Consider the following 19,726-nt stretch of genomic DNA (forward strand, 5'->3'; position numbering starts at 1 on the left):
GTTCCTTCCTGCTACAGTTTATTACGCGTTATCGCCAAACCAACAGATATTACGTGCGGCCATAATCAGCTCGCCGGCTTGCTCATCACTAAGCCCTTCAATATCTGCCAGATCGTCGATACCCTGCTCGGCAAGATCTTCCAGCGTACACACACCGCGCGCAGCTAATTTGAATGCCATGCTACGTTCCAGACCCGCTAAATTCAGCAGATCATCAGCGGGTTTTTGGTCGCCAAGACTTTCTTCTTGTGCCAGGGCCAGCGTGGTCAATGCAGCTTTGGCGCGATCACGCAGCGCTTCAACCGTATCTTCGTCAAGACCATCGATTTCCAGAAGTTCTTTCATTGGCACATAAGCCAATTCTTCTAGAGAAGAGAAACCTTCCTCTACCAGAACGGTGGCAAAGTCCTCATCGATATCAAGATATTTGGTGAAGGTATCAATAGCGGCATGAGCCTCGGCCTGATGCTTCGCCTGAAGATCGTCCGCCGTCATTACGTTCAGTTCCCAGCCACTTAGCTGTGCAGCTAAACGCACGTTCTGGCCATTACGGCCGATTGCCTGTGCCAGGTTACTGGCTTCAACGGCAACATCCATCGTGTGTTTGTCTTCATCAACCACAATTGACGCAACATCAGCTGGCGCCATGGCATTAATAACAAACTGGGCTGGATTATCATCCCACAATACAATATCAATGCGCTCACCGCCAAGTTCGCTGGAGACAGCTTGAACACGGGCACCACGCATACCAACACAAGCACCGACTGGGTCAATACGTTTGTCGTTGGTTTTAACCGCAATTTTAGCACGCGAACCCGGGTCACGAGCAGCTGCTTTAATTTCGATCAATTCTTCGCCAATTTCTGGCACTTCAATGCGGAACAGTTCAACCAGCATTTCAGGGCGCGAACGGCTGACGAACAACTGAGCGCCGCGAGCTTCTGGGCGCACGTCATACAGAACACCACGGATACGGTCGCCTGGACGGAAGTTTTCACGCGGCAGCATGTCTTCACGACCAATAACGGCTTCAGCATTATTCCCCAGATCCAGTGCAATACTGTCACGGTTAACTTTTTTCACTGTCCCGGTCACAATCTCGCCCAAGTATTGGCGGAACTGTTCAACAACCATAGCGCGTTCAGCTTCACGTACTTTTTGTACGATAACTTGCTTGGCCGTTTGAGTTGTTATGCGGTCAAAAGTGACAGATTCAATTTGGTCTTCAACATAATCGCCTAACTGAAGCGAAGGGTCTTCAAACTGAGCTGCTTCTAATGTGATTTCACGTGTTGGCATCGTGACTTCGTCAACAGCGACCCAGCGACGGAAAGTGTCGAAATCACCTGTTTTACGGTCAATGCTGACGCGAACTTCAATTTCTTGTTCGTATTTTTTCTTGGTCGCTGTCGCTAGAGCGGTTTCCAACGCCTCAAAAATCTTCTCGCGCGGAAGGGATTTCTCATTGGAAACTGCTTCTACAACAGCCAGAATCTCTTTGTTCATCCTAGTTGCCTCATCCAAACTTTAAAAGTGGGGTACCAGGTTCGCTTTCTGGATGTTGCTCAGCGCGAACACTTCATCTTTTCCATCCACAGTAACCGTGATCATTTCACCATCAACGGCTTTGATAATGCCCTGCCATTTACGGCGGTTCTGCATCGCCATACGCAAAACCAAAGTGACTTCTTCACCAAGGTAACGAGTATAGTGTTCAGCAGTGAACATTGGGCGATCAAGGCCCGGAGAGGAAACTTCTAAGTTGTAAGCGACCGTAATCGGATCTTCTACGTCCAATACAGCGCTGACCTGGTGGCTGACATCAGCACAAGCATCAACAGTGATTCCGTCGTCACTATCAATATAGATTCGTAGCGTCGATTGGCGCCCCCGGATGAATTCGATGCCGACTAATTCATAGCCTAAGGCCTCAACCGGTGCTGAAATTATCTCTGTTAACTTTTGTTCTAATGTGGACAAGCCCACCCCCAAGACATAAAAAAAGGGCCTAATAGCCCAGTGATTCTGCTGTCAAATAACAAAAAACCCCGAAATTCGGGGCTTTATGCAACTGGACCCTGTTTGCCGCAAAGCGGCTTCGGTACAACTTTCTGACAAGTATTTTTTTCAAATTGAAATCGAAAGTATCTGAGGTCTACCGAATACAACATTTGAAAAAAAACACTTTAGGAAAGTGGTTGCGGGGGCCGGATTTGAACCGACGACCTTCGGGTTATGAGCCCGACGAGCTACCAGGCTGCTCCACCCCGCGTCCGAAAACGTGGCAAATATTACGTTGATAACGACAAAAAAGCAAGTTATCTATCTGACTTGGTACCGAGGACGGGACTTGAACCCGTAAGCCCAATCGGGCACTACCACCTCAAGGTAGCGTGTCTACCAATTCCACCACCCCGGCACTGATTTAACTGGTTGTATTTACTATTTAAGTCACTACAACCACTTTAAAACTTTCTTTCTATTTCTTACAACTTCTTTTGAAACATTACTGCGGGATATCACTACTCGGCGTAGTCGGAGCAACAGGTGCTGTAGTCTGCTCAGTTTTTGCAGGCTGACCCAGATTTTCCCATTCACTACCTTTATTGCCCTGGTTGGTGCTCATGTTGCCCAGAATCAAGCTAATGACGAAAAACAGCGTCGCCAATACAGCCGTCATGCGAGTCATGAAGTTACCGGAACCATTCGAACCGAACAGAGTTGCAGAAGCACCTGCTCCGAATGAGGCTCCCATATCCGCGCCTTTGCCTTGCTGTAACATGATCAGAGCAACCAGCCCAATCGAAATCAGCAAGAAAATCACCAGAAGAGCTTCGTACATAGTTGTACCTGTATCCTTGCGGGTTCACCGCATGCCAAATGCTTCTCACCCATCAAGCGGGGACTTATTCACCCACTTAAGCGGGTGTGAATACTAACCAAAGCGTCTAGTACACGCAAGGGCAATTTCACAACAGAGGTTTATTTGCGGAAAAAAGCGTCAAGTTATTCAACTTCAGCATAATTTACAGGGGAAGAGCGATGCCCTTCCCCTTAAAAAATAATTAACCCGCCGCTTTCACTGCATCGGCAATTCGATTCGCCATTTCAGTAATCAGTGTTTCTTCCGCATCACCTTCTACCATGACTCGGATTAATGGCTCTGTACCTGATTTACGCAGCAGAACCCTGCCACGATCGCCCAGCTCTTTTTCAACCTGACGGGTCACTTCTTCCACGGTGTCTGATTTCAATGGATTATGTTCACCAGAGAAGCGCACATTCACTAAAATTTGTGGCAATAACTTCATACCGCTACACAGATCATGCAGGCTCATATGGTTACGTACCATAGCAGTGAGTACCTGCAAACCAGCCACGATACCGTCACCGGTCGTTGTTTTATCCAACAAGATCACATGGCCCGAGTTTTCAGCCCCAATACGCCAGCCTTTTTCCTGCATGGCTTCCAGCACGTAGCGGTCACCGACTTTAGCTCGCACAAAAGGAATACCCAACTCTTTCAGCGCCAATTGCAGCCCCATATTGCTCATCAGTGTGCCAACGGCACCACCTTTTAGCTGCCCCTGACGAAGCCCCTCACGCGCGATAATATAAAGAATCTGGTCACCATCAACTTTATTACCCAAGTGATCAACCATCATCAGCCGATCGCCGTCACCGTCAAATGCCAAACCGACATCGGCCTTTTCAGCTAATACGCGCTCTTGCAGCAGACGAACGTCTGTTGCACCACATTTCTCGTTAATGTTCATCCCATCAGGTTCACACCCGATGGTAATCACTGTTGCACCTAATTCGCGTAATACACTTGGCGCAATGTGGTAGGTTGCTCCATTGGCACAATCCACCACAATTTTCATGTCGTTCAGGTTGAGTTCACTTGGGAATGTTCCTTTGCAAAACTCAATGTAACGCCCCGCGGCATCAACGATACGGTTTGCTTTACCCAATTCTGCAGATTCTACGCAGGTTAAGGGTTTTTCCATCTCGGCTTCAATCGCCTCTTCCACATCATCTGGCAGTTTAGTGCCGTCTATTGAGAAGAATTTAATGCCGTTGTCGTAGAAAGGGTTATGAGATGCCGAAATAACGATACCGGCTTCCGCGCGAAAAGTTCGGGTCAGATAAGCCACTGCAGGTGTTGGCATGGGGCCAGTAAATGAAGCAGATAGCCCAGCAGCAGCCAAACCAGCCTCAAGTGCGGATTCCAGCATGTAGCCAGAAATACGCGTATCTTTCCCAATAATAATTTTACGAGAACCATGTCTGGCCAGAACCTTACCGGCGGCCCAGCCGAGCTTTAATACAAAATCTGGCGTAATCGGGCTGTCACCCACTTTGCCGCGAATGCCATCTGTACCAAAGTATTTACGGTTGCTCATAATTTATGTTTATCCCTTCGCTGAAAGTGTTGCCTCGACGATACGCATCGCCTCGACAGTTTCTTTGACATCATGCACTCTGACAATTTGCGCGCCTTGCATTGCAGCAATAACAGCGCAAGCGACACTCCCGATGACCCGCTGTTTCGGCGGGACATTCAATAGCTGGCCTACCATCGATTTTCGCGACATCCCCACCAAGAGTGGCAACCCAAAGTGGTGAAGTTCAGCCAGACGCGCCAATAATTGATAATTATGCGCCAGATTTTTACCGAAACCGAAGCCTGGGTCGAGTAACAATTTACTTTTTGCGATGCCAGCCGCAACACAACGTTCGATATGATGCTCAAAGAACTGATTTACATCGGCCATTAAGTCATCGTAATGAGGAGACTGCTGCATACTTTGTGGTTGCCCTTGCATGTGCATCAGGCATACCGGCAGCCCAGCTTTTACTGCGGCGTCAAGCGCACCGGGTTCTTGCAAGGAGCGGATATCATTGATTAAGTGAGCGCCAGCACGGGCCGATTCGGTGATAACAGCAGCTTTTGACGTATCAACCGATAACCAAACATCAAAACGTTTTGCCAATGCCTCTACCACAGGCACTACTCGGTCAAGCTCTTCTTGCTCACTGACTTCAGCAGCCCCGGGGCGTGTGGATTCACCGCCAATATCAATCAGAGTAGCACCTTCAGATAACATCAGTTGAGCATGTTGCAGCGCTTTATCAAGATTATTGTGATGTCCGCCATCCGAAAACGAGTCTGGAGTGACATTCAAAATACCCATTACCTGTGGATGAGTGAGATCCAAAACACGATCTCTGGCCATTAATTTCATGCAATAGCGCCTTAATGTGGTTATTTACTTTGAATCTATACAACAGAAAAAGAAAAACCCCGAGCAAGCCCGGGGTTTATATTAATCACAACGCTTTTAGATGCCAACAGCAGACTTACTTATCGCCCAACTGTTCTGACATTGTATTGCCTGGCGTTGGGGTACGCGGTTCATCAACCGGCGTAGGCGCTTTTGGCGTACTGTCGTTGTCAGATGATTTATTTTTGTTCGCATCATCCCAACCCGCTGGCGGGCGGACTTCTTTACGATTCATCAAATCATCAATCTGTGGTGCATCAATCGTTTCATACTTCATCAGCGCATCTTTCATGGAGTGCAATACATCCATGTTTTCCAACAGCAACTTACGTGCACGTTGGTAGTTACGCTCAATAAGTAATTTAACTTCCTGATCGATAATACGCGCGGTTTCATCGGACATATGCTTCGCTTTCGCGACAGAACGGCCAAGGAATACCTCACCCTCTTCTTCAGCATACAGCAACGGCCCCAATTTCTCGGAGAAGCCCCACTGTGTCACCATGTTACGCGCAATAGACGTAGCTACTTTGATATCATTTGATGCGCCGGTAGAGACTTTTTCCGGGCCGTAAATGATTTCTTCAGCAAGACGACCACCATACAAAGTGGAGATCTGGCTTTCCAGTTTCTGACGACTAGCACTGATAGCATCACCTTCCGGAAGGAAGAATGTCACACCCAATGCACGACCACGTGGAATAATGGTCACTTTATGTACTGGATCATGTTCAGGAACCAAACGACCGATAATCGCATGCCCTGCTTCATGGTATGCCGTAGATTCTTTCTGTGCTTCTGTCATTACCATGGAGCGACGTTCCGCACCCATCATAATTTTGTCTTTCGCTTTCTCAAACTCGACCATTGAAACGACGCGCTTGTTACCGCGAGCAGCAAACAGTGCCGCTTCGTTTACCAGGTTAGCCAAGTCAGCACCAGAGAACCCTGGTGTACCACGAGCGATGACTGAAGCATCAATATCGATATCTAGTGGCACGCGGCGCATGTGAACTTTCAGAATCTGTTCACGGCCACGGACATCCGGTAAACCAACGACAACCTGACGGTCGAAACGGCCTGGACGTAATAACGCTGGGTCAAGAACGTCTGGACGGTTGGTTGCTGCGATGACGATGATGCCTTCATTGCCTTCAAAGCCATCCATCTCAACCAACATTTGGTTCAGAGTCTGTTCGCGTTCATCGTGACCACCACCCAGACCAGCGCCACGCTGACGGCCTACCGCATCAATTTCATCAATAAAGATGATACAAGGTGCAGCTTTCTTCGCCTGTTCAAACATGTCACGGACACGGGATGCACCCACACCAACGAACATTTCTACGAAGTCAGAACCGGAAATAGTGAAGAATGGCACTTTAGCTTCACCTGCGATGGCTTTCGCCAGCAAGGTTTTACCGGTCCCCGGAGGACCAACCATCAACACGCCTTTCGGAATCTTACCGCCCAGTTTCTGGAAACGGCTTGGCTCGCGCAGGTATTCAACCAATTCACTGACTTCTTCTTTTGCTTCGTCGCAACCAGCAACATCAGCAAAAGAGGTTTTTATCTGATCTTCTGTCAGCATGCGAGCTTTGCTCTTGCCAAAGGACATAGCCCCTTTGCCGCCACCGCCCTGCATTTGACGCATAAAGAAGATCCAGACCCCAATCAGCAACAGCATTGGGAACCAGGAAATAAAGATAGAAGCCAGCAAGCTCGGCTCTTCCGGTGGCTCGCCAACAACTTTCACATTTTTAGTCAATAAGGTATCTAACAGCTTTGGATCGTTGACCGGAATGAAAGTCGTATATTTGCTGTTATCTTTCTTACTAACGTTAATTTCACGTCCATTGATACGTGCTTCACGAACCTGTTCTTGGGTTACATCGGACATGAAAGTAGAGTAATCCACTCTACGGCCATTCGATTCGCTGGGTCCAAAGCTCTGGAATACAGACATCAGTACGACTGCAATAACTAACCAGAGAATTAGGTTTTTCGCCATGTCACTCAAGGGATTAACCTCATATTACAACTGTGTTAACAAACAGCGTTAGGGTACTACAGTTTCCGCCCTGTCGCTACAATGTACACTTCACGCGATCGCGCACGAGAAGCGTCTGGCTTACGAATCTTAACTTTCGTAAACAGGGAGCGAATTTCCCGTAGGTATTCATCAAAGCCATCTCCCTGGAACACCTTCACCAGGAAACTTCCGCCTGGTGCAAGTACATCACGACACATATCTAAAGCTAATTCAACCAGATACATTGATTTAGGTATATCGACTGCCGGAGTACCACTCATATTCGGGGCCATATCAGACATGACCACCTGAACTTTTTTATCCCCAACACGCTCAAGTAAAGCTTTCAGGACCAGTTCATCACGAAAATCGCCCTGAAGGAAATCGACACCAACAATAGGATCCATTGGTAGAAGATCACATGCGATGATCCGCCCTTTACCGCCGATTTGGGTTACAACATATTGAGACCAACCACCAGGTGCGGCACCTAAATCCACCACGGTCATACCCGGTTTAAAAATTTTATCGCTCTGTTGTATTTCATCAAGTTTAAACCAGGCGCGAGAGCGTAGCCCCTTTTTCTGCGCCTGAATGACATATTTATCGCTAAAGTGTTCTTGTAACCAGCGACTGGAGCTAGCCGAACGCTTTTTATTAGACATCTCTTTTTCCAACTATCTTAATTAAGAGCCCGCGCATCTATTACTTAGCTCGCGTAAACTCCCTCTCGGCGTAGACCGATTTGGTGATACACATGAGATGGCGGTAGAATGAACCGTTTTCAATCCCAACTTAAGCAAAAAAGACGATGAATCTGAATAACAAACAAAAACAGCACCTGAAAAGCTTGGCCCATCCGTTAAAACCAGTAGTCATGCTGGGCAATAACGGGTTAACCGAAGGGGTGCTGGCTGAAATCGAACAAACGCTGGAACATCATGAACTTATTAAGGTGAAGATCACTGCTGAAGAGCGTGAAACCAAAGCCCTAATTGCTGATGCCATCGTGCGTGAAACCGGTGCCGTTAACGTCCAAATTATCGGTAATATTTTAGTGCTCTATCGCCCAGCAAAAGAGCGCAAAATTATTTTACCGCGTTAATGACGCTTGTTTTAGAGAAAAGGTGCCATGCACTTTGTTCTGATAAAAGGCCGCAAGCGGCCTTTTACTTTTCTTTACAACTTCATTTCTTATAAAAAATGTGTACTTAATCTTCAATTGAGCAAGTATTACACATAATCTACATTAAGAATTTCATATTCTACTTCGCCGCCTGGAGTACGAATAACAACCACGTCATCGACTTCTTTACCAATCAAGCCACGCGCAATTGGTGAATTAACCGAAATAAGATTTTGTTTAAAATCAGCTTCGTCATCACCCACAATCCGGTATTGCTGTTCTTCTTCAGTATCCACATTTAATACACGCACTGTGGCACCAAAAATAACGCGGCCATTATTTGGCATTTTGGTGATATCAATCACCTGTGCATTAGAAAGCTTGGCTTCTATTTCTTGAATACGACCTTCACAAAACCCTTGTTGCTCGCGGGCTGCATGATATTCAGCATTTTCTTTTAAATCGCCATGTTCACGGGCATCAGCGATATCAGAAATAATTTTAGGCCGACGAACGCCCTTTAAATAATCCAATTCTTCACGCAGTTTATCTGCGCCACGTACCGTCATCGGAATCTGTTTCATCTTTTAAATACCTCTAAATCTATCCTGTTCAAAAAACCGTCATCCTAACGTCTTCGAATGAAAATGCGGTTAGCCTGCTACCCTACCCGCCTCCAGGCGATAAACAAAAAAAATTCCCCCGGAGCCAAAACCCCAAGTCAGGATCAATTTTGCATTTTGATATGCATTTTAACGTAGAGTTCCTTTAGGGTCATCGTTTACTTTCGCCCTCGTTGCACCGTAGTATGGCAACACGTTATTCAGCAGTTATACCGAAATTATGCATTTTTCACGAATTGTCAGTGGATTGGCCTGTGCTTTTGCTCTCAATATCAGCATATCTAACGCCAATGCGGCTCAGGTTGAGAATTACACACAATATCTGCCTGATGGGGCAAATCTTGCGTTAGTTGTACAAAAAATCGGGGCTACAACCCCCGTAATAGACTATCACGCCCAGCAAATGGCCTTACCTGCCAGTACGCAAAAAGTCCTGACTGCGCTGGCCGCATTGCTACAGCTTGGTCCTGATTTTCGTTTCAATACCACATTGGAAAGCCACGGTACGATCACCGATGGCGTATTGCGTGGCAATTTAATTGCACGTTTTGATGGCGACCCCACTTTAACACGCCAGCAGTTGCGTAATATGGTAGCGACACTAAGAAAAGCAGGTATAAAGCAAATAGCGGGCGATTTGATCATTGATACGTCAGTTTTTGCCAGTCATGACAAAGCCCCTGGTTGGCCATGGAACGATATGACACAGTGCTTCAGCGCGCCACCGGCGGCAGCTATTGTCGATCGTAACTGCTTTTCCGTCTCTCTCTACAGCGCGCCGAATCCTGGTGACATGGCATTTATCCGAGTTGCCTCCTATTATCCAGTGCAGATGTTCAGTGAAGTTCGCACCTTAGCCAAAGGTTCACCTGACGCGCAATATTGCGAATTAGATGTCGTTCCCGGTGAATTAAATCGGTTTACATTGACCGGTTGCTTAACACAGCGTAGCGAACCTCTACCATTGGCTTTTGCTATACAAAATGGTGCCAGCTATGCCGGGGCTATTTTGAAAGATGAGTTGAAGAAAGCAGAGATCCAAATTGATGGAAGTTTACGCCGTCAAACGACACCAAATGCCGCAGGAAATGTATTAGCGCAAGCTCAATCGGCACCGCTGCATGACTTACTGAAAATCATGCTGAAAAAGTCTGACAATATGATTGCCGATACTGTGTTCAGGACTATTGGTCATCAACGTTTTGGGGTGCCAGGAACATGGCGTGCAGGTGCGGATGCTGTGCGTCAGGTTCTACGTCAGAAAGCCGGGGTTGATCTGGGGAACAGCATTGTTGTCGATGGCTCAGGTTTATCACGTCATAACCTAATTTCCCCGGCCACTATGATGCAGGCATTGCAGTATATTGCGCAGCATGATCAAGAGCTTAACTTTATCTCAATGCTGCCGTTATCAGGCTACGATGGTACATTACGTTATCGTGGTGGACTACATGAAGCGGGGGTTAATGGCAAAGTGTCAGCTAAAACCGGGGCACTACAAGGCGTGTATAATCTGGCTGGGTTCATTACCACCGCCAGTGGGCAACGCATGGCATTTGTCCAATTCTTATCAGGCTACGCTGTACCGCCTGAGGATCAAAAAAATCGCCGGGCGCCTTTAGTACGTTTCGAAAGCCGCCTGTATAAAGACATTTATCAGAATAACTGAGAACGATGAAACTACTGATTGTTGAAGACGATGAACTGTTGCAACAAGGAATAGCTATGGCGCTGACCAGCGGGGGCTATGCCTGTGATTGTGCAAGCACTGCGGCGCAAGCGCACAGTTTATTGCTGACCAGTCAGTACAGCATGGTTATCCTCGATCTCGGTTTACCTGATCAAGATGGTGCCGTATTGCTGCGCCAATGGCGCCGCCAAAATGTCACGCTACCGGTATTGATCCTTACCGCCCGTGATGCACTTGAAGACCGGGTTGATGGGCTAGATGCCGGTGCTGATGATTATCTGATAAAGCCTTTTGCACTTGCTGAGTTGCTAGCCCGTGTACGAGCATTAATTCGCCGCTATCAAGGCCAGAGTGACAATCTGGTGCGGCAAGATGACCTGAGTCTTAATCTATCAACACAGCAAGTGTGTTTGCAGGATCAACCGCTGGAAGTGACCCCTAAAGAATTTGCCATTCTCTCGCGGCTAATTATGCGGGCGGGTCAAACAGTCAATCGTGAAACACTGCAACAAGATCTCTACACTTGGAACGATGATCTCGGATCCAATACGCTGGAAGTGCATATCCATAATCTTCGGCGCAAATTGGGCAAAGATCGTATCCGAACAGTACGTGGTATAGGCTATCGACTGGAAACCCTATGATGATCAGTATGAGGCGGCGTCTCATTTTAATGCTGGCATTAATATTGTTGGCCACCCAATTGATCAGCGCATTTTGGCTATGGCATGAAAGCCAAGAGCAAATCAGTTTTTTGGTCGATGAAACACTCAGTGCAAAAGTGCGTAATGAGCGCGTGGATACCGAAATAGCAGAAGCCATTGCCTCATTGCTTGCACCATCACTTATCATGATGACCATCAGCCTATTGCTCTCTTTCTGGGCGATCAGCTGGATTATCCGGCCGCTAGACCAGCTACAACAAAAATTGGCAGAGCGTTCGGCTGATAACCTCACTCCCGTCGTTGTTAACAGCGATATGCAAGAAATTGTCTCCGTCACCTCAACACTCAATCAGCTGTTATCTCGGCTGGCCAACACTATCCAACAAGAACGCCTGTTTACCGCCGATGCAGCACATGAACTGCGAACGCCACTTGCCGGTATCCGGCTCCATCTTGAGCTAATGGAACAGCAAGGCATTGTCGAAAGTAAGCCACTGATTAGCCGCATTGATTTGTTGATACATACCATTGAACAATTGCTGATGTTGTCCAGAGCTGGGCAGAATTTTGCCAGCGGCCTTTATCAAACACTGGACTGGATTGAAAATGTAGTGCAGCCGTTACAAGAAGAACTTGAAGAAATGTGCGCCCTTCGCCAGCAAACTCTGCAGTGGGTACTTCCTCCCCATGCATCAACTCAGGGTGATGCCACATTACTACGTTTGATGCTGCGCAATTTGGTCGAAAATGCCCACCGCTATAGCCCTGTAGGTAGCCAAATTTCAGTCAACCTCTCCACACAAATGCAAGGTACTGTGCTGCAAGTTATTGATGAAGGGCCAGGAATAAAGCAGGAACAGGCGGGAGAACTAACCCAAGCATTTCGCCGTATGGACCAGCGTTATGGAGGCAGTGGCTTAGGACTGAACATTGTTATCCGTATTGTCCAGTTACATCAGGGTAGGCTAACACTGGAGAACCGCCCCGAACGTGCAGGATTAATAGCACAATGTTGGATACCGGCGACAACGCATACCTAACAGCCTCTTATTCAAAAGAGTGGCTCATCAAACAAAAGGGCCACCACGAATGGCAGCCCTTATTCAAATCAGATTTTACTAACAACGGGTGACTTAACGCTCGTAGATGAACTCTACACCGTCATCGTCTTCTTCATCCCAATCGTCATCATCTTCCGCTTCTGCCTCGGCTTCTACTTCAGCCAGTTGTTCACGATGGTAATCGTCCCACATGAACTCAACTTTTTCTGGCGTGCTTTCAGCAATAGCCATCGCTTTCGGTTGTGAGTTAAGGAAGTTCATGACATCCCAACATAGCGCATTCACGTTCTCACGATTTGCTGCCGAGATCATATAATACTTATCTTCCCATCCCAGAGCTTCTACGATGGCTTTAGCGCGGGTTTCAGCTTCCTCTGGGTCTACTAGGTCAATCTTGTTGAAAACAAGCCAGCGTGGCTTCTCAGCAAGATTTTCGCTGTATTGCTGCAATTCATTAATGATGATTTTGGCATTTTCAACTGGATCAGATTCATCAATTGGCGCCAAATCCACTAAATGCAACAATACGCGGCAACGTTCCAAATGTTTCAGGAAGCGAATACCCAAGCCAGCGCCTTCTGAAGCACCTTCAATCAGGCCGGGAATATCGGCAACCACAAAGCTCTGTTCGTGATCCATACGTACCACACCCAAGCTTGGGATCAGGGTCGTAAATGGATAATCAGCCACTTTGGGTTTCGCCGCAGACACTGCGCGGATAAAGGTTGATTTGCCGGCATTAGGCAGCCCCAGCATTCCGACATCAGCCAACAGCAGCAACTCTAAGGTCAGATCACGAGTCTCGCCTTCAGTCCCCATGGTCTTCTGACGTGGAGCACGGTTGACGGAAGATTTGAAACGGGTGTTACCTAAACCGTGGAACCCCCCTTTCGCAACCATCAAACGCTGGCCGTGGCGAGTCATATCACCCAGAATCTCGCCAGTACCTTGGTCTAGCACACGAGTGCCGACAGGCACTTTAATCGTGATATCCTGACCACGTCTCCCGGTACAGTCACGGCTCTGGCCGTTCTGCCCACGTTCGGCACGGAAAGATTTCACAAAACGATAGTCGATCAATGTGTTGAGGTTTTCATCAGCCAGCAGATAAATATCGCCGCCGTCGCCACCATCACCACCGTCAGGACCACCATTAGGGATATATTTTTCACGACGGAAACTGACACAACCATTACCACCGTCACCGGCTACAACCAGAATCGTAGCTTCATCTACAAACTTCATTTACTTTCTCCGTAAATCATTCACCAGGCTGCTGCTTTTGCAGAGCAACCTGGTTTATTTCTGTCCGACGTGGCCACCAACGGTGCCCAATTGCGGAAAACATTGCACCTGCCACTACCACGAATGCGCCGATGTATCCCACAACGTTGAGGGAAGGAGCGGCAAACATATCTGGCCAGGCCAGCGCCAATAAAATTGAAAAAAACAAGGTAAACAGCGGCGTCAATGTGACGAGTGCGCTAACCTGCGCTGCCTGCCAACGTGCCATAGCTTCCGCCAAAGCACCGTAGCCAACCAAGGTGTTAACCCCACAGAACAGTAAACAAGCGAGCTGCCATCCATTTAGCTGAAAAATAACGGCCGGCTTCGCTAGTGGGAACAATGCTATTGCACATAAAGTGTACAACAATAATAAGATTTGTTGCGATGCCATACGCCTTAATAGCACCTTCTGGGCGACGCCATAACTGACCCAGACAACCGCTGCGCAGACGCCCAATGCCACACCAAGAGTGTAATCAGTCAGACGGGTAAAGATTTCATGCAAACTGGTGTTAAAAAATAACAGCAGCCCACAAATCAGCATACCCGCGCCAATAACTTGGGTGCTGCGCATCCGCTCCTTTAAAATCAGTACACTGGCAACCATCATCCCAACCGGCGAGAGTTGCCCGATAACCTGAGATGTCGTCGGACTAAGATATTGTAATGATGAGCTGAAGAAGATGAAATTCCCCAGCAAGCCACAGGTCGCAATAATCAGTAAGATTAACCAGCGACGTTGGCGAAAAAGTTTAAGTGAGGGCAACTGACGACGCGAAGCCAGAATAATCCCCAAGCCGATAGCCGCCATCGTGAAGCGATACCAAACAATGGTATAAGGCTCCATGACCTCGAGCACTTGCTTCATTGCAATCGGCAAGGCACCCCAGAATACGGCAGTGGTTAGTGCCAAGAAAATACCTAAACCAGCCTGCTGCTTCGTATCCATTTTTTACCAGGGGGGTTAACCCAGAAATGTAAAAAGCCCCGCAACGAAATTGCAGGGCTTACATCTATTTACAGGACGCGAAAAACTTATTCAGCTTCGATGCTGATAAATTTACGGTTTTTCGGGCCTTTAACTTCGAACTTGACTTTACCGTCAGCCAAAGCAAACAGAGTATGGTCTTTGCCGCAACCTACGTTGATGCCTGCATGGAACTTAGTGCCACGCTGACGAACGATGATGCTGCCTGCCAATACTGCTTCGCCGCCAAAACGTTTTACGCCAAGACGTTTACTTTCGGAGTCACGACCGTTACGAGTCGAGCCACCAGCCTTTTTATGTGCCATTTATCCGCTCTCCTAAATCTTAAGCGCTGATGCCGGTGATTTTAACATCAGTGAACCACTGACGATGACCTTGCTGCTTACGGTAATGCTTACGACGGCGGAATTTAACAATCTTAATCTTCTCGCCACGACCGTGAGCAATAACTTCAGCCTTGATCTTGCCACCATCGACTAAAGGAGCGCCGATATTGATTTCTTCACCGTTAGCAATCATCAGAACTTGGTCAAACTCAACAGTTTCACCAGTTGCGATGTCCAGCTTTTCCAGGCGAATGGTTTGACCTTCGCTTACTCGGTGTTGTTTACCACCACTTTGGAAAACCGCGTACATATAAAACTCCGCTTTCCGCGCACTCCACTTTTGTAGTCCAGAGCGCACTATAAATATTCACAATAGGGCGCGAATTCTACGCAAAAATGTTGTGAATGACAAGTATATAATCAGCACAAGAGAAGAAAAAAAGCACAGTTTCTTACATCTCGTTTATTTGCTGGATTTTTCAAGTACAATCATAGTCTCAGGGAACGTCATGTAATAATGTGGGCGGTAATCTCATCGCAGTTAAAGAGAAAAACAGCTGAATATAACAATGAACCTAGAAAAGATTATCGAGTTAACCGCGCCAGATATGGCGGCAGTAAACACAACTATCCTCGACCAGTTGAACTCTGATGTTGTCCTTATCAATCAGCTGGGCCATTACATTATCAGTGGCGGTGGAAAACGAATCCGTCCAATGATTGCTGTTTTGGTGGCCCGAGCGCTGAATTATCAGGGCGACAAGCATATCACGGTCGCAGCATTGATTGAATTCATTCATACCGCAACTCTGCTACATGATGATGTTGTCGATGAGTCAGATATGCGTCGGGGTAAAGCGACAGCCAATGCGGCATTTGGCAATGCGGCCAGCGTGTTGGTGGGTGACTACATCTATACCCGCTCATTCCAGATGATGACCAGCCTTGAATCACTGCGTGTTCTGACCTTGATGTCCGCAGCCACCAACGTGATTGCTGAAGGGGAAGTTTTGCAGCTCATGAACTGCAATAATCCGGATATCACTGAAGAAAATTACATGCAGGTCATTTACAGCAAAACGGCGCGCTTATTTGAAGCCGCGTCGCAATCAGCAGCTGTATTAGCAGATGCCAGTGAAGAGCAGGAACTGGCATTACAGAATTATGGTCGTTATCTGGGTACGGCTTTCCAGCTAATTGATGACTTGCTGGATTACAGCTCTGATGGCACAACTTTGGGTAAAAATACCGGTGATGACCTGAACGAAGGCAAACCGACGCTTCCATTACTGCACGCAATGCATAATGGAACTCCAGAGCAAGCCGCCATGATTCGTCAGGCTATTGAGCAAGGCAATGGCCGCCATTTACTTGAGCCTGTATTACTAACAATGCAACAGTGTGGTTCACTGGACTATACCCGTCAGCGTGCCGAGGAAGAGGCGGATAAGGCGATTGCTTCACTACAGATTCTACCTGAAAGTGATTATCGCCAAGCCTTGGAAGGATTAGCTCATATTGCAGTACAGCGCTCATTTTAAGAAACTATATGGAAACTCTGGCATCACTGCCGGAGTTTTCTTTTTGAGTCTCAGCAAAGCATATTGTGCGCCGATTCCTCGCTTTTACTCACTTGATTCCGTCGTCAGTCGCTCTATCAGACTTTTGGCTCCCTCGCGAAAAATAAAAGCAATTACCTGCTCCCGTTCAGCCTCTGTAAAACGATAATACGCCTCCACCCACAGCGATAGCGGGTCTTGTCGTGTTGGTGTGTACTTGGCGGGATCTTCCCTTAACTGTAATGAATTCAGTATGGTGGTAGGTAAACTCTCAATATGGTACTCAACAGCCTTCCCCTGAACACCTCGGCGGCGGCGCTGTTCCCATCCCTCACGTTTTGCCATGAGGTTTACTCCTTGTGGTGATGACGGTAACCCATCAAGACCTGCCAGTTCCTTAGCGGCAAACCACTCTTTTTTCATGGCGTTGCTTCCTAATATGCGTTGCGACACAAAAAAGGAATATTTAGAAAACATTTAAAATTTTTCAGAAAATAAATGTTACTATGCTTCTAAATGATTACTTTATGTTCACAGTACGATTAACAATGTACCGTTATTTATATCACTAACACGTCAGCCGCTTAGAAAAAAAAAGGATTAAAGATGATTTTAAGGAAATCTGATTGGCATCCAGCCGACATCATTGCTGCGCTACGTAAAAAAGACACGACTTTGGCAGCGCTCTCTCGAAAGGCGGGTTTAAGCTCATCCACACTTGCCAATGCATTGACTCGCCCTTGGCCAAAAGGAGAATGGCTGATTGCAGAGTGTCTGGACATTCATCCATCCGAGATCTGGCCGACACGCTATTTTGACCCCAAAACAGGAGCGCTTCTTGACCGAAAAATACGGATACGGCAGGTCAATGTCACGGTATAAAAAAACCGCCGAAGAGTATCGTCGGCGGTTGATGATGTCATTTAAGAGGCGACAGTAGCTCTCCGTAATGACGATACTCTTTGTTATGACTATCTATACTCAGTCATCGGGCTAACAATAAAACACCTGAATCACCGGCGTTGTTTAGTGATTCAGGTGAGCAAAACTCACTACTCTATCAAGTGATAAGAATTTCGATGTTATTTGACGAACTCTTCACCCAACTTGATATCGTTATGTAACACATCAAGCATGCTGTCCAGTGCCTGCTGTTCAAAAGCACTCAGTTTGCCAATGTCTTTACGTTCAGCAACGCCGTTTTTACCCAACAGAATAGGTTGAGCAAAGAAGCGGGCATACTTGCCATCGCCTTCAACGTAAGAGCATTCAACAACATTACTTTCGCCTTGCAGAGCACGCACTAAAGAAAGACCGAAACGTGCTGCAGCTTGCCCCATAGACAGAGTCGCTGAACCGCCACCGGCTTTTGCTTCTACGACTTCAGTTCCTGCGTTCTGAATGCGCTTAGTCAGATCAGCAACTTCTTGCTCAGTGAAGCTGATACCTGGAATTTGTGACAGTAATGGCAAGATAGTCACGCCTGAGTGGCCGCCAATCACCGGGACTTCGATGTCCTGCGGTTGCTTACCTTTCAATTCAGCAACAAAGGTGTTCGAACGAATGGTATCCAGCGTGGTAATACCAAATAATTTGTTTTTATCGTAAACGCCGGCTTTTTTCAGCACTTCTGCCGCAATAGCAACCGTTGTATTAACGGGGTTGGTAATAATCCCGATTAATGCTTTCGGGCAAGTGCGTGCGATTTGCTCAACCAGATTGCGAACAATACCCGCATTCACATTGAACAGGTCTGAACGATCCATGCCGGGTTTACGTGCAACACCCGCCGAAATCAGAACAATATCTGCGCCTTGCAGTGCTGGAGTAGCATCTTCGCCGCTGAAGCCTTTAATATTAACAGCCGTCGGGATATGGCTCAGATCAACCGCGACACCTGGAGTCACTGGCGCGATATCATATAATGAAAGGTCTGAACCTGAAGGAAGCTGGGTCTTGAGTAGAAGAGCGAGGGCCTGGCCGATACCACCAGCGGCACCGAGAACTGCAACTTTCATCCTATACTCCTTATTATATTTAATTTAAATTTGCCGTGAATTCATCTATTTACGCACCATAATTTATTGCGATTTTAAACACAATCTATTAACAGTCAGATTGAGATATCACGCATCAAAAAGGCGCATAATGATCATGTATTTTAGATTAAATCGCTTATTCATTAATGATATAGCGCACATTATTCTAAAATTTACTGAAGTATTCATGACAGGTTAATCGGCGGTTACATTACACCCTTCTGTTACATCAGAACAACATCATTTTAATAACATTCTGTTTACTCGCACCGAATACGAATAAGGGCCGATTTAGCATAATCGTAACAGCAAGATGATGTTAAAATTCCTTCACACCTTGATATCAATGCTTTTATCGCCAATACTCCATAGTCATGTTGAATAAAAATTCATTTATATGCATAATAATCCTATTCACTATTGACTGCTCAGGGCATAAAAAATGCGTAATCCCGCAAAACAAGAAGATCTTATCAAGGCGTTTAAAGCGTTATTGAAAGAAGAGAAATTCAGTTCTCAAGGTGAGATCGTTTTGGCCTTGCAGGAAGAAGGCTTTGAAAATATTAACCAATCCAAAGTGTCACGCATGTTGACTAAGTTTGGCGCGGTCAGAACGCGTAATGCAAAAATGGAAATGGTTTATTGCTTACCTGCAGAACTGGGCGTCCCGACAACCAGTAGCCCGCTGAAGAATCTGGTATTAGATGTCGATTATAACGACTCGGTTGTAGTGATTAAAACCAGCCCCGGTGCTGCACAACTGATCGCCCGCTTGTTGGATTCATTAGGTAAAGCAGAAGGTATTCTGGGCAGTATTGCTGGTGACGATACTATTTTCACCACGCCGGCCAGAGGTTTTACCGCTGAACTGCTGCATAAGGCGATTCTCGAGCTATTTGAACAAGAGCTTTAATCTCTGATACTGATAATAGATGCGGCTAACTATGCCGCATTCTCTTTCGATTGCCCTTTTATCCGCCATAACGCTCCATTCAATCAGGGTATATCACTGCTTATTGTTTTTAAAACCATTCAATAA

General features: G+C 46.8%; 21 protein-coding genes and 2 tRNA genes. 7 read left to right on the plus strand and 16 right to left on the minus strand.

Annotated elements, in window-relative coordinates; genetic code table 11:
• Positions 1–21: 21 nt before the first annotated feature.
• The 9 genes from nusA to rlmE form a co-directional block, all read right to left on the minus strand.
• Positions 22–1,509, minus strand: a complete 1,488-nt coding sequence (nusA, locus tag ACIOG0_RS19330) for a transcription termination factor NusA (protein ID WP_050099851.1) — start codon at positions 1,507–1,509, stop codon at positions 22–24.
• A gap of 21 nt (positions 1,510–1,530) precedes the next feature.
• A complete protein-coding gene (gene rimP / locus ACIOG0_RS19335; RefSeq protein WP_002222054.1) occupies positions 1,531–1,983 on the minus strand; it encodes a ribosome maturation factor RimP in 453 nt (150 codons plus the stop codon).
• A gap of 215 nt (positions 1,984–2,198) precedes the next feature.
• Positions 2,199–2,275, minus strand: a tRNA-Met gene (locus ACIOG0_RS19340).
• Between the two features lie 60 nt (positions 2,276–2,335).
• Positions 2,336–2,422: transfer RNA gene (locus ACIOG0_RS19345), tRNA-Leu, on the minus strand.
• Between the two features lie 87 nt (positions 2,423–2,509).
• A complete protein-coding gene (gene secG, locus ACIOG0_RS19350; protein WP_050099849.1) occupies positions 2,510–2,845 on the minus strand; it encodes a preprotein translocase subunit SecG in 336 nt (111 codons plus the stop codon).
• Positions 2,846–3,068: 223 nt separating this feature from the next.
• Entirely contained in the window at positions 3,069–4,409 is a 1,341-nt protein-coding gene (glmM, locus tag ACIOG0_RS19355; RefSeq protein ID WP_050099847.1) for a phosphoglucosamine mutase, read from the minus strand.
• 9 nt (positions 4,410–4,418) lie between these two features.
• Positions 4,419–5,252: a dihydropteroate synthase gene (gene folP, locus ACIOG0_RS19360; protein ID WP_128451311.1), complete on the minus strand. Its 834-nt coding sequence runs from the start codon at positions 5,250–5,252 to the stop codon at positions 4,419–4,421.
• Positions 5,253–5,367: 115 nt separating this feature from the next.
• Positions 5,368–7,302 carry an ATP-dependent zinc metalloprotease FtsH gene (gene ftsH, locus ACIOG0_RS19365; protein ID WP_050099844.1) on the minus strand — a complete coding sequence of 645 codons (1,935 nt, stop codon included), beginning with the start codon at positions 7,300–7,302 and terminating at the stop codon, positions 5,368–5,370.
• Between the two features lie 56 nt (positions 7,303–7,358).
• Complete coding sequence (gene rlmE / locus ACIOG0_RS19370) at positions 7,359–7,988, minus strand: 23S rRNA (uridine(2552)-2'-O)-methyltransferase RlmE (protein ID WP_050075677.1); 630 nt, start codon at positions 7,986–7,988, stop codon at positions 7,359–7,361.
• A 146-nt stretch (positions 7,989–8,134) separates the two neighbouring features.
• On the opposite strand from rlmE, the gene yhbY reads away from it, so the two are divergent.
• Positions 8,135–8,428: a ribosome assembly RNA-binding protein YhbY gene (gene yhbY, locus ACIOG0_RS19375; RefSeq protein WP_004389225.1), complete on the plus strand. Its 294-nt coding sequence runs from the start codon at positions 8,135–8,137 to the stop codon at positions 8,426–8,428.
• Between the two features lie 128 nt (positions 8,429–8,556).
• Here yhbY and greA read toward each other — a convergent pair whose 3' ends face one another.
• Complete coding sequence (gene greA / locus ACIOG0_RS19380) at positions 8,557–9,033, minus strand: transcription elongation factor GreA (protein ID WP_050099842.1); 477 nt, start codon at positions 9,031–9,033, stop codon at positions 8,557–8,559.
• A 259-nt stretch (positions 9,034–9,292) separates the two neighbouring features.
• Here greA and dacB point away from each other — a divergent pair, with 259 nt between their 5' ends.
• The 3 genes from dacB to pmrB are packed head-to-tail and all read left to right on the plus strand — an operon-like array spanning position 9,293 to position 12,467.
• Positions 9,293–10,741, plus strand: coding sequence for a serine-type D-Ala-D-Ala carboxypeptidase (gene dacB, locus ACIOG0_RS19385; RefSeq protein ID WP_050099840.1), 1,449 nt, complete (start codon positions 9,293–9,295; stop codon positions 10,739–10,741).
• Between the two features lie 5 nt (positions 10,742–10,746).
• Positions 10,747–11,406, plus strand: a complete 660-nt coding sequence (pmrA, locus tag ACIOG0_RS19390; protein ID WP_050099838.1) for a two-component system response regulator PmrA — start codon at positions 10,747–10,749, stop codon at positions 11,404–11,406.
• Entirely contained in the window at positions 11,406–12,467 is a 1,062-nt protein-coding gene (gene pmrB, locus ACIOG0_RS19395; RefSeq protein WP_050295961.1) for a two-component system sensor histidine kinase PmrB, read from the plus strand. Before pmrA ends, pmrB begins: the two co-directional genes overlap by 1 nt.
• A gap of 93 nt (positions 12,468–12,560) precedes the next feature.
• Here pmrB and cgtA read toward each other — a convergent pair whose 3' ends face one another.
• From cgtA to rplU, 4 genes are all read right to left on the minus strand, one after another.
• Positions 12,561–13,733 (minus strand): Obg family GTPase CgtA, encoded by a 1,173-nt coding sequence (gene cgtA, locus ACIOG0_RS19400; RefSeq protein ID WP_050099836.1) that lies wholly within the window; start codon positions 13,731–13,733, stop codon positions 12,561–12,563.
• A 16-nt stretch (positions 13,734–13,749) separates the two neighbouring features.
• Positions 13,750–14,724, minus strand: a complete 975-nt coding sequence (locus tag ACIOG0_RS19405) for a DMT family transporter (protein ID WP_128451310.1) — start codon at positions 14,722–14,724, stop codon at positions 13,750–13,752.
• An 86-nt stretch (positions 14,725–14,810) separates the two neighbouring features.
• Positions 14,811–15,068, minus strand: a complete 258-nt coding sequence (rpmA, locus tag ACIOG0_RS19410; protein WP_002210179.1) for a 50S ribosomal protein L27 — start codon at positions 15,066–15,068, stop codon at positions 14,811–14,813.
• 19 nt (positions 15,069–15,087) lie between these two features.
• Positions 15,088–15,399: a 50S ribosomal protein L21 gene (gene rplU, locus ACIOG0_RS19415; protein WP_005186422.1), complete on the minus strand. Its 312-nt coding sequence runs from the start codon at positions 15,397–15,399 to the stop codon at positions 15,088–15,090.
• Positions 15,400–15,658: 259 nt separating this feature from the next.
• On the opposite strand from rplU, the gene ispB reads away from it, so the two are divergent.
• On the plus strand, positions 15,659–16,630 hold the full coding sequence (gene ispB / locus ACIOG0_RS19420; protein ID WP_050099832.1) for an octaprenyl diphosphate synthase: 972 nt from the start codon (positions 15,659–15,661) through the stop codon (positions 16,628–16,630).
• 84 nt (positions 16,631–16,714) lie between these two features.
• Here the strand turns inward: ispB and ACIOG0_RS19425 are convergent, their stop codons facing one another.
• Entirely contained in the window at positions 16,715–17,071 is a 357-nt protein-coding gene (locus tag ACIOG0_RS19425; RefSeq protein ID WP_050099830.1) for a DNA-binding protein, read from the minus strand.
• Between the two features lie 183 nt (positions 17,072–17,254).
• On the opposite strand from ACIOG0_RS19425, the gene ACIOG0_RS19430 reads away from it, so the two are divergent.
• Entirely contained in the window at positions 17,255–17,530 is a 276-nt protein-coding gene (locus ACIOG0_RS19430) for a helix-turn-helix transcriptional regulator (protein WP_050099828.1), read from the plus strand.
• 200 nt (positions 17,531–17,730) lie between these two features.
• On the opposite strand, the gene mdh is transcribed toward ACIOG0_RS19430, so the two are convergent.
• Positions 17,731–18,666 (minus strand): malate dehydrogenase, encoded by a 936-nt coding sequence (gene mdh / locus ACIOG0_RS19435; protein WP_004707044.1) that lies wholly within the window; start codon positions 18,664–18,666, stop codon positions 17,731–17,733.
• Positions 18,667–19,129: 463 nt separating this feature from the next.
• Here mdh and argR point away from each other — a divergent pair, with 463 nt between their 5' ends.
• Positions 19,130–19,600: a transcriptional regulator ArgR gene (gene argR, locus ACIOG0_RS19440; RefSeq protein ID WP_050099826.1), complete on the plus strand. Its 471-nt coding sequence runs from the start codon at positions 19,130–19,132 to the stop codon at positions 19,598–19,600.
• The last annotated feature ends 126 nt before the right edge of the window (positions 19,601–19,726 follow it).

Source organism: Yersinia vastinensis, assembly GCF_044905075.1.
GTDB lineage: Bacteria > Pseudomonadota > Gammaproteobacteria > Enterobacterales > Enterobacteriaceae > Yersinia > Yersinia vastinensis.

What these genes read in the sequence shown, in the direction of transcription:
- nusA (WP_050099851.1), bottom strand. Translation starts at nt 1,509, where the DNA reads ATGAACAAAGAGATTCTGGCTGTTGTAGAAGCAGTTTCCAATGAGAAA.
- secG (WP_050099849.1), bottom strand. Translation starts at nt 2,845, where the DNA reads ATGTACGAAGCTCTTCTGGTGATTTTCTTGCTGATTTCGATTGGGCTG.
- glmM (WP_050099847.1), bottom strand. Translation starts at nt 4,409, where the DNA reads ATGAGCAACCGTAAATACTTTGGTACAGATGGCATTCGCGGCAAAGTG.
- folP (WP_128451311.1), bottom strand. Translation starts at nt 5,252, where the DNA reads ATGAAATTAATGGCCAGAGATCGTGTTTTGGATCTCACTCATCCACAG.
- ftsH (WP_050099844.1), bottom strand. Translation starts at nt 7,302, where the DNA reads ATGGCGAAAAACCTAATTCTCTGGTTAGTTATTGCAGTCGTACTGATG.
- rlmE (WP_050075677.1), bottom strand. Translation starts at nt 7,988, where the DNA reads ATGTCTAATAAAAAGCGTTCGGCTAGCTCCAGTCGCTGGTTACAAGAA.
- yhbY (WP_004389225.1), top strand. Translation starts at nt 8,135, where the DNA reads ATGAATCTGAATAACAAACAAAAACAGCACCTGAAAAGCTTGGCCCAT.
- greA (WP_050099842.1), bottom strand. Translation starts at nt 9,033, where the DNA reads ATGAAACAGATTCCGATGACGGTACGTGGCGCAGATAAACTGCGTGAA.
- dacB (WP_050099840.1), top strand. Translation starts at nt 9,293, where the DNA reads ATGCATTTTTCACGAATTGTCAGTGGATTGGCCTGTGCTTTTGCTCTC.
- pmrA (WP_050099838.1), top strand. Translation starts at nt 10,747, where the DNA reads ATGAAACTACTGATTGTTGAAGACGATGAACTGTTGCAACAAGGAATA.
- pmrB (WP_050295961.1), top strand. Translation starts at nt 11,406, where the DNA reads ATGATCAGTATGAGGCGGCGTCTCATTTTAATGCTGGCATTAATATTG.
- cgtA (WP_050099836.1), bottom strand. Translation starts at nt 13,733, where the DNA reads ATGAAGTTTGTAGATGAAGCTACGATTCTGGTTGTAGCCGGTGACGGT.
- ACIOG0_RS19405 (WP_128451310.1), bottom strand. Translation starts at nt 14,724, where the DNA reads ATGGATACGAAGCAGCAGGCTGGTTTAGGTATTTTCTTGGCACTAACC.
- rpmA (WP_002210179.1), bottom strand. Translation starts at nt 15,068, where the DNA reads ATGGCACATAAAAAGGCTGGTGGCTCGACTCGTAACGGTCGTGACTCC.
- rplU (WP_005186422.1), bottom strand. Translation starts at nt 15,399, where the DNA reads ATGTACGCGGTTTTCCAAAGTGGTGGTAAACAACACCGAGTAAGCGAA.
- ispB (WP_050099832.1), top strand. Translation starts at nt 15,659, where the DNA reads ATGAACCTAGAAAAGATTATCGAGTTAACCGCGCCAGATATGGCGGCA.
- ACIOG0_RS19425 (WP_050099830.1), bottom strand. Translation starts at nt 17,071, where the DNA reads ATGAAAAAAGAGTGGTTTGCCGCTAAGGAACTGGCAGGTCTTGATGGG.
- ACIOG0_RS19430 (WP_050099828.1), top strand. Translation starts at nt 17,255, where the DNA reads ATGATTTTAAGGAAATCTGATTGGCATCCAGCCGACATCATTGCTGCG.
- mdh (WP_004707044.1), bottom strand. Translation starts at nt 18,666, where the DNA reads ATGAAAGTTGCAGTTCTCGGTGCCGCTGGTGGTATCGGCCAGGCCCTC.
- argR (WP_050099826.1), top strand. Translation starts at nt 19,130, where the DNA reads ATGCGTAATCCCGCAAAACAAGAAGATCTTATCAAGGCGTTTAAAGCG.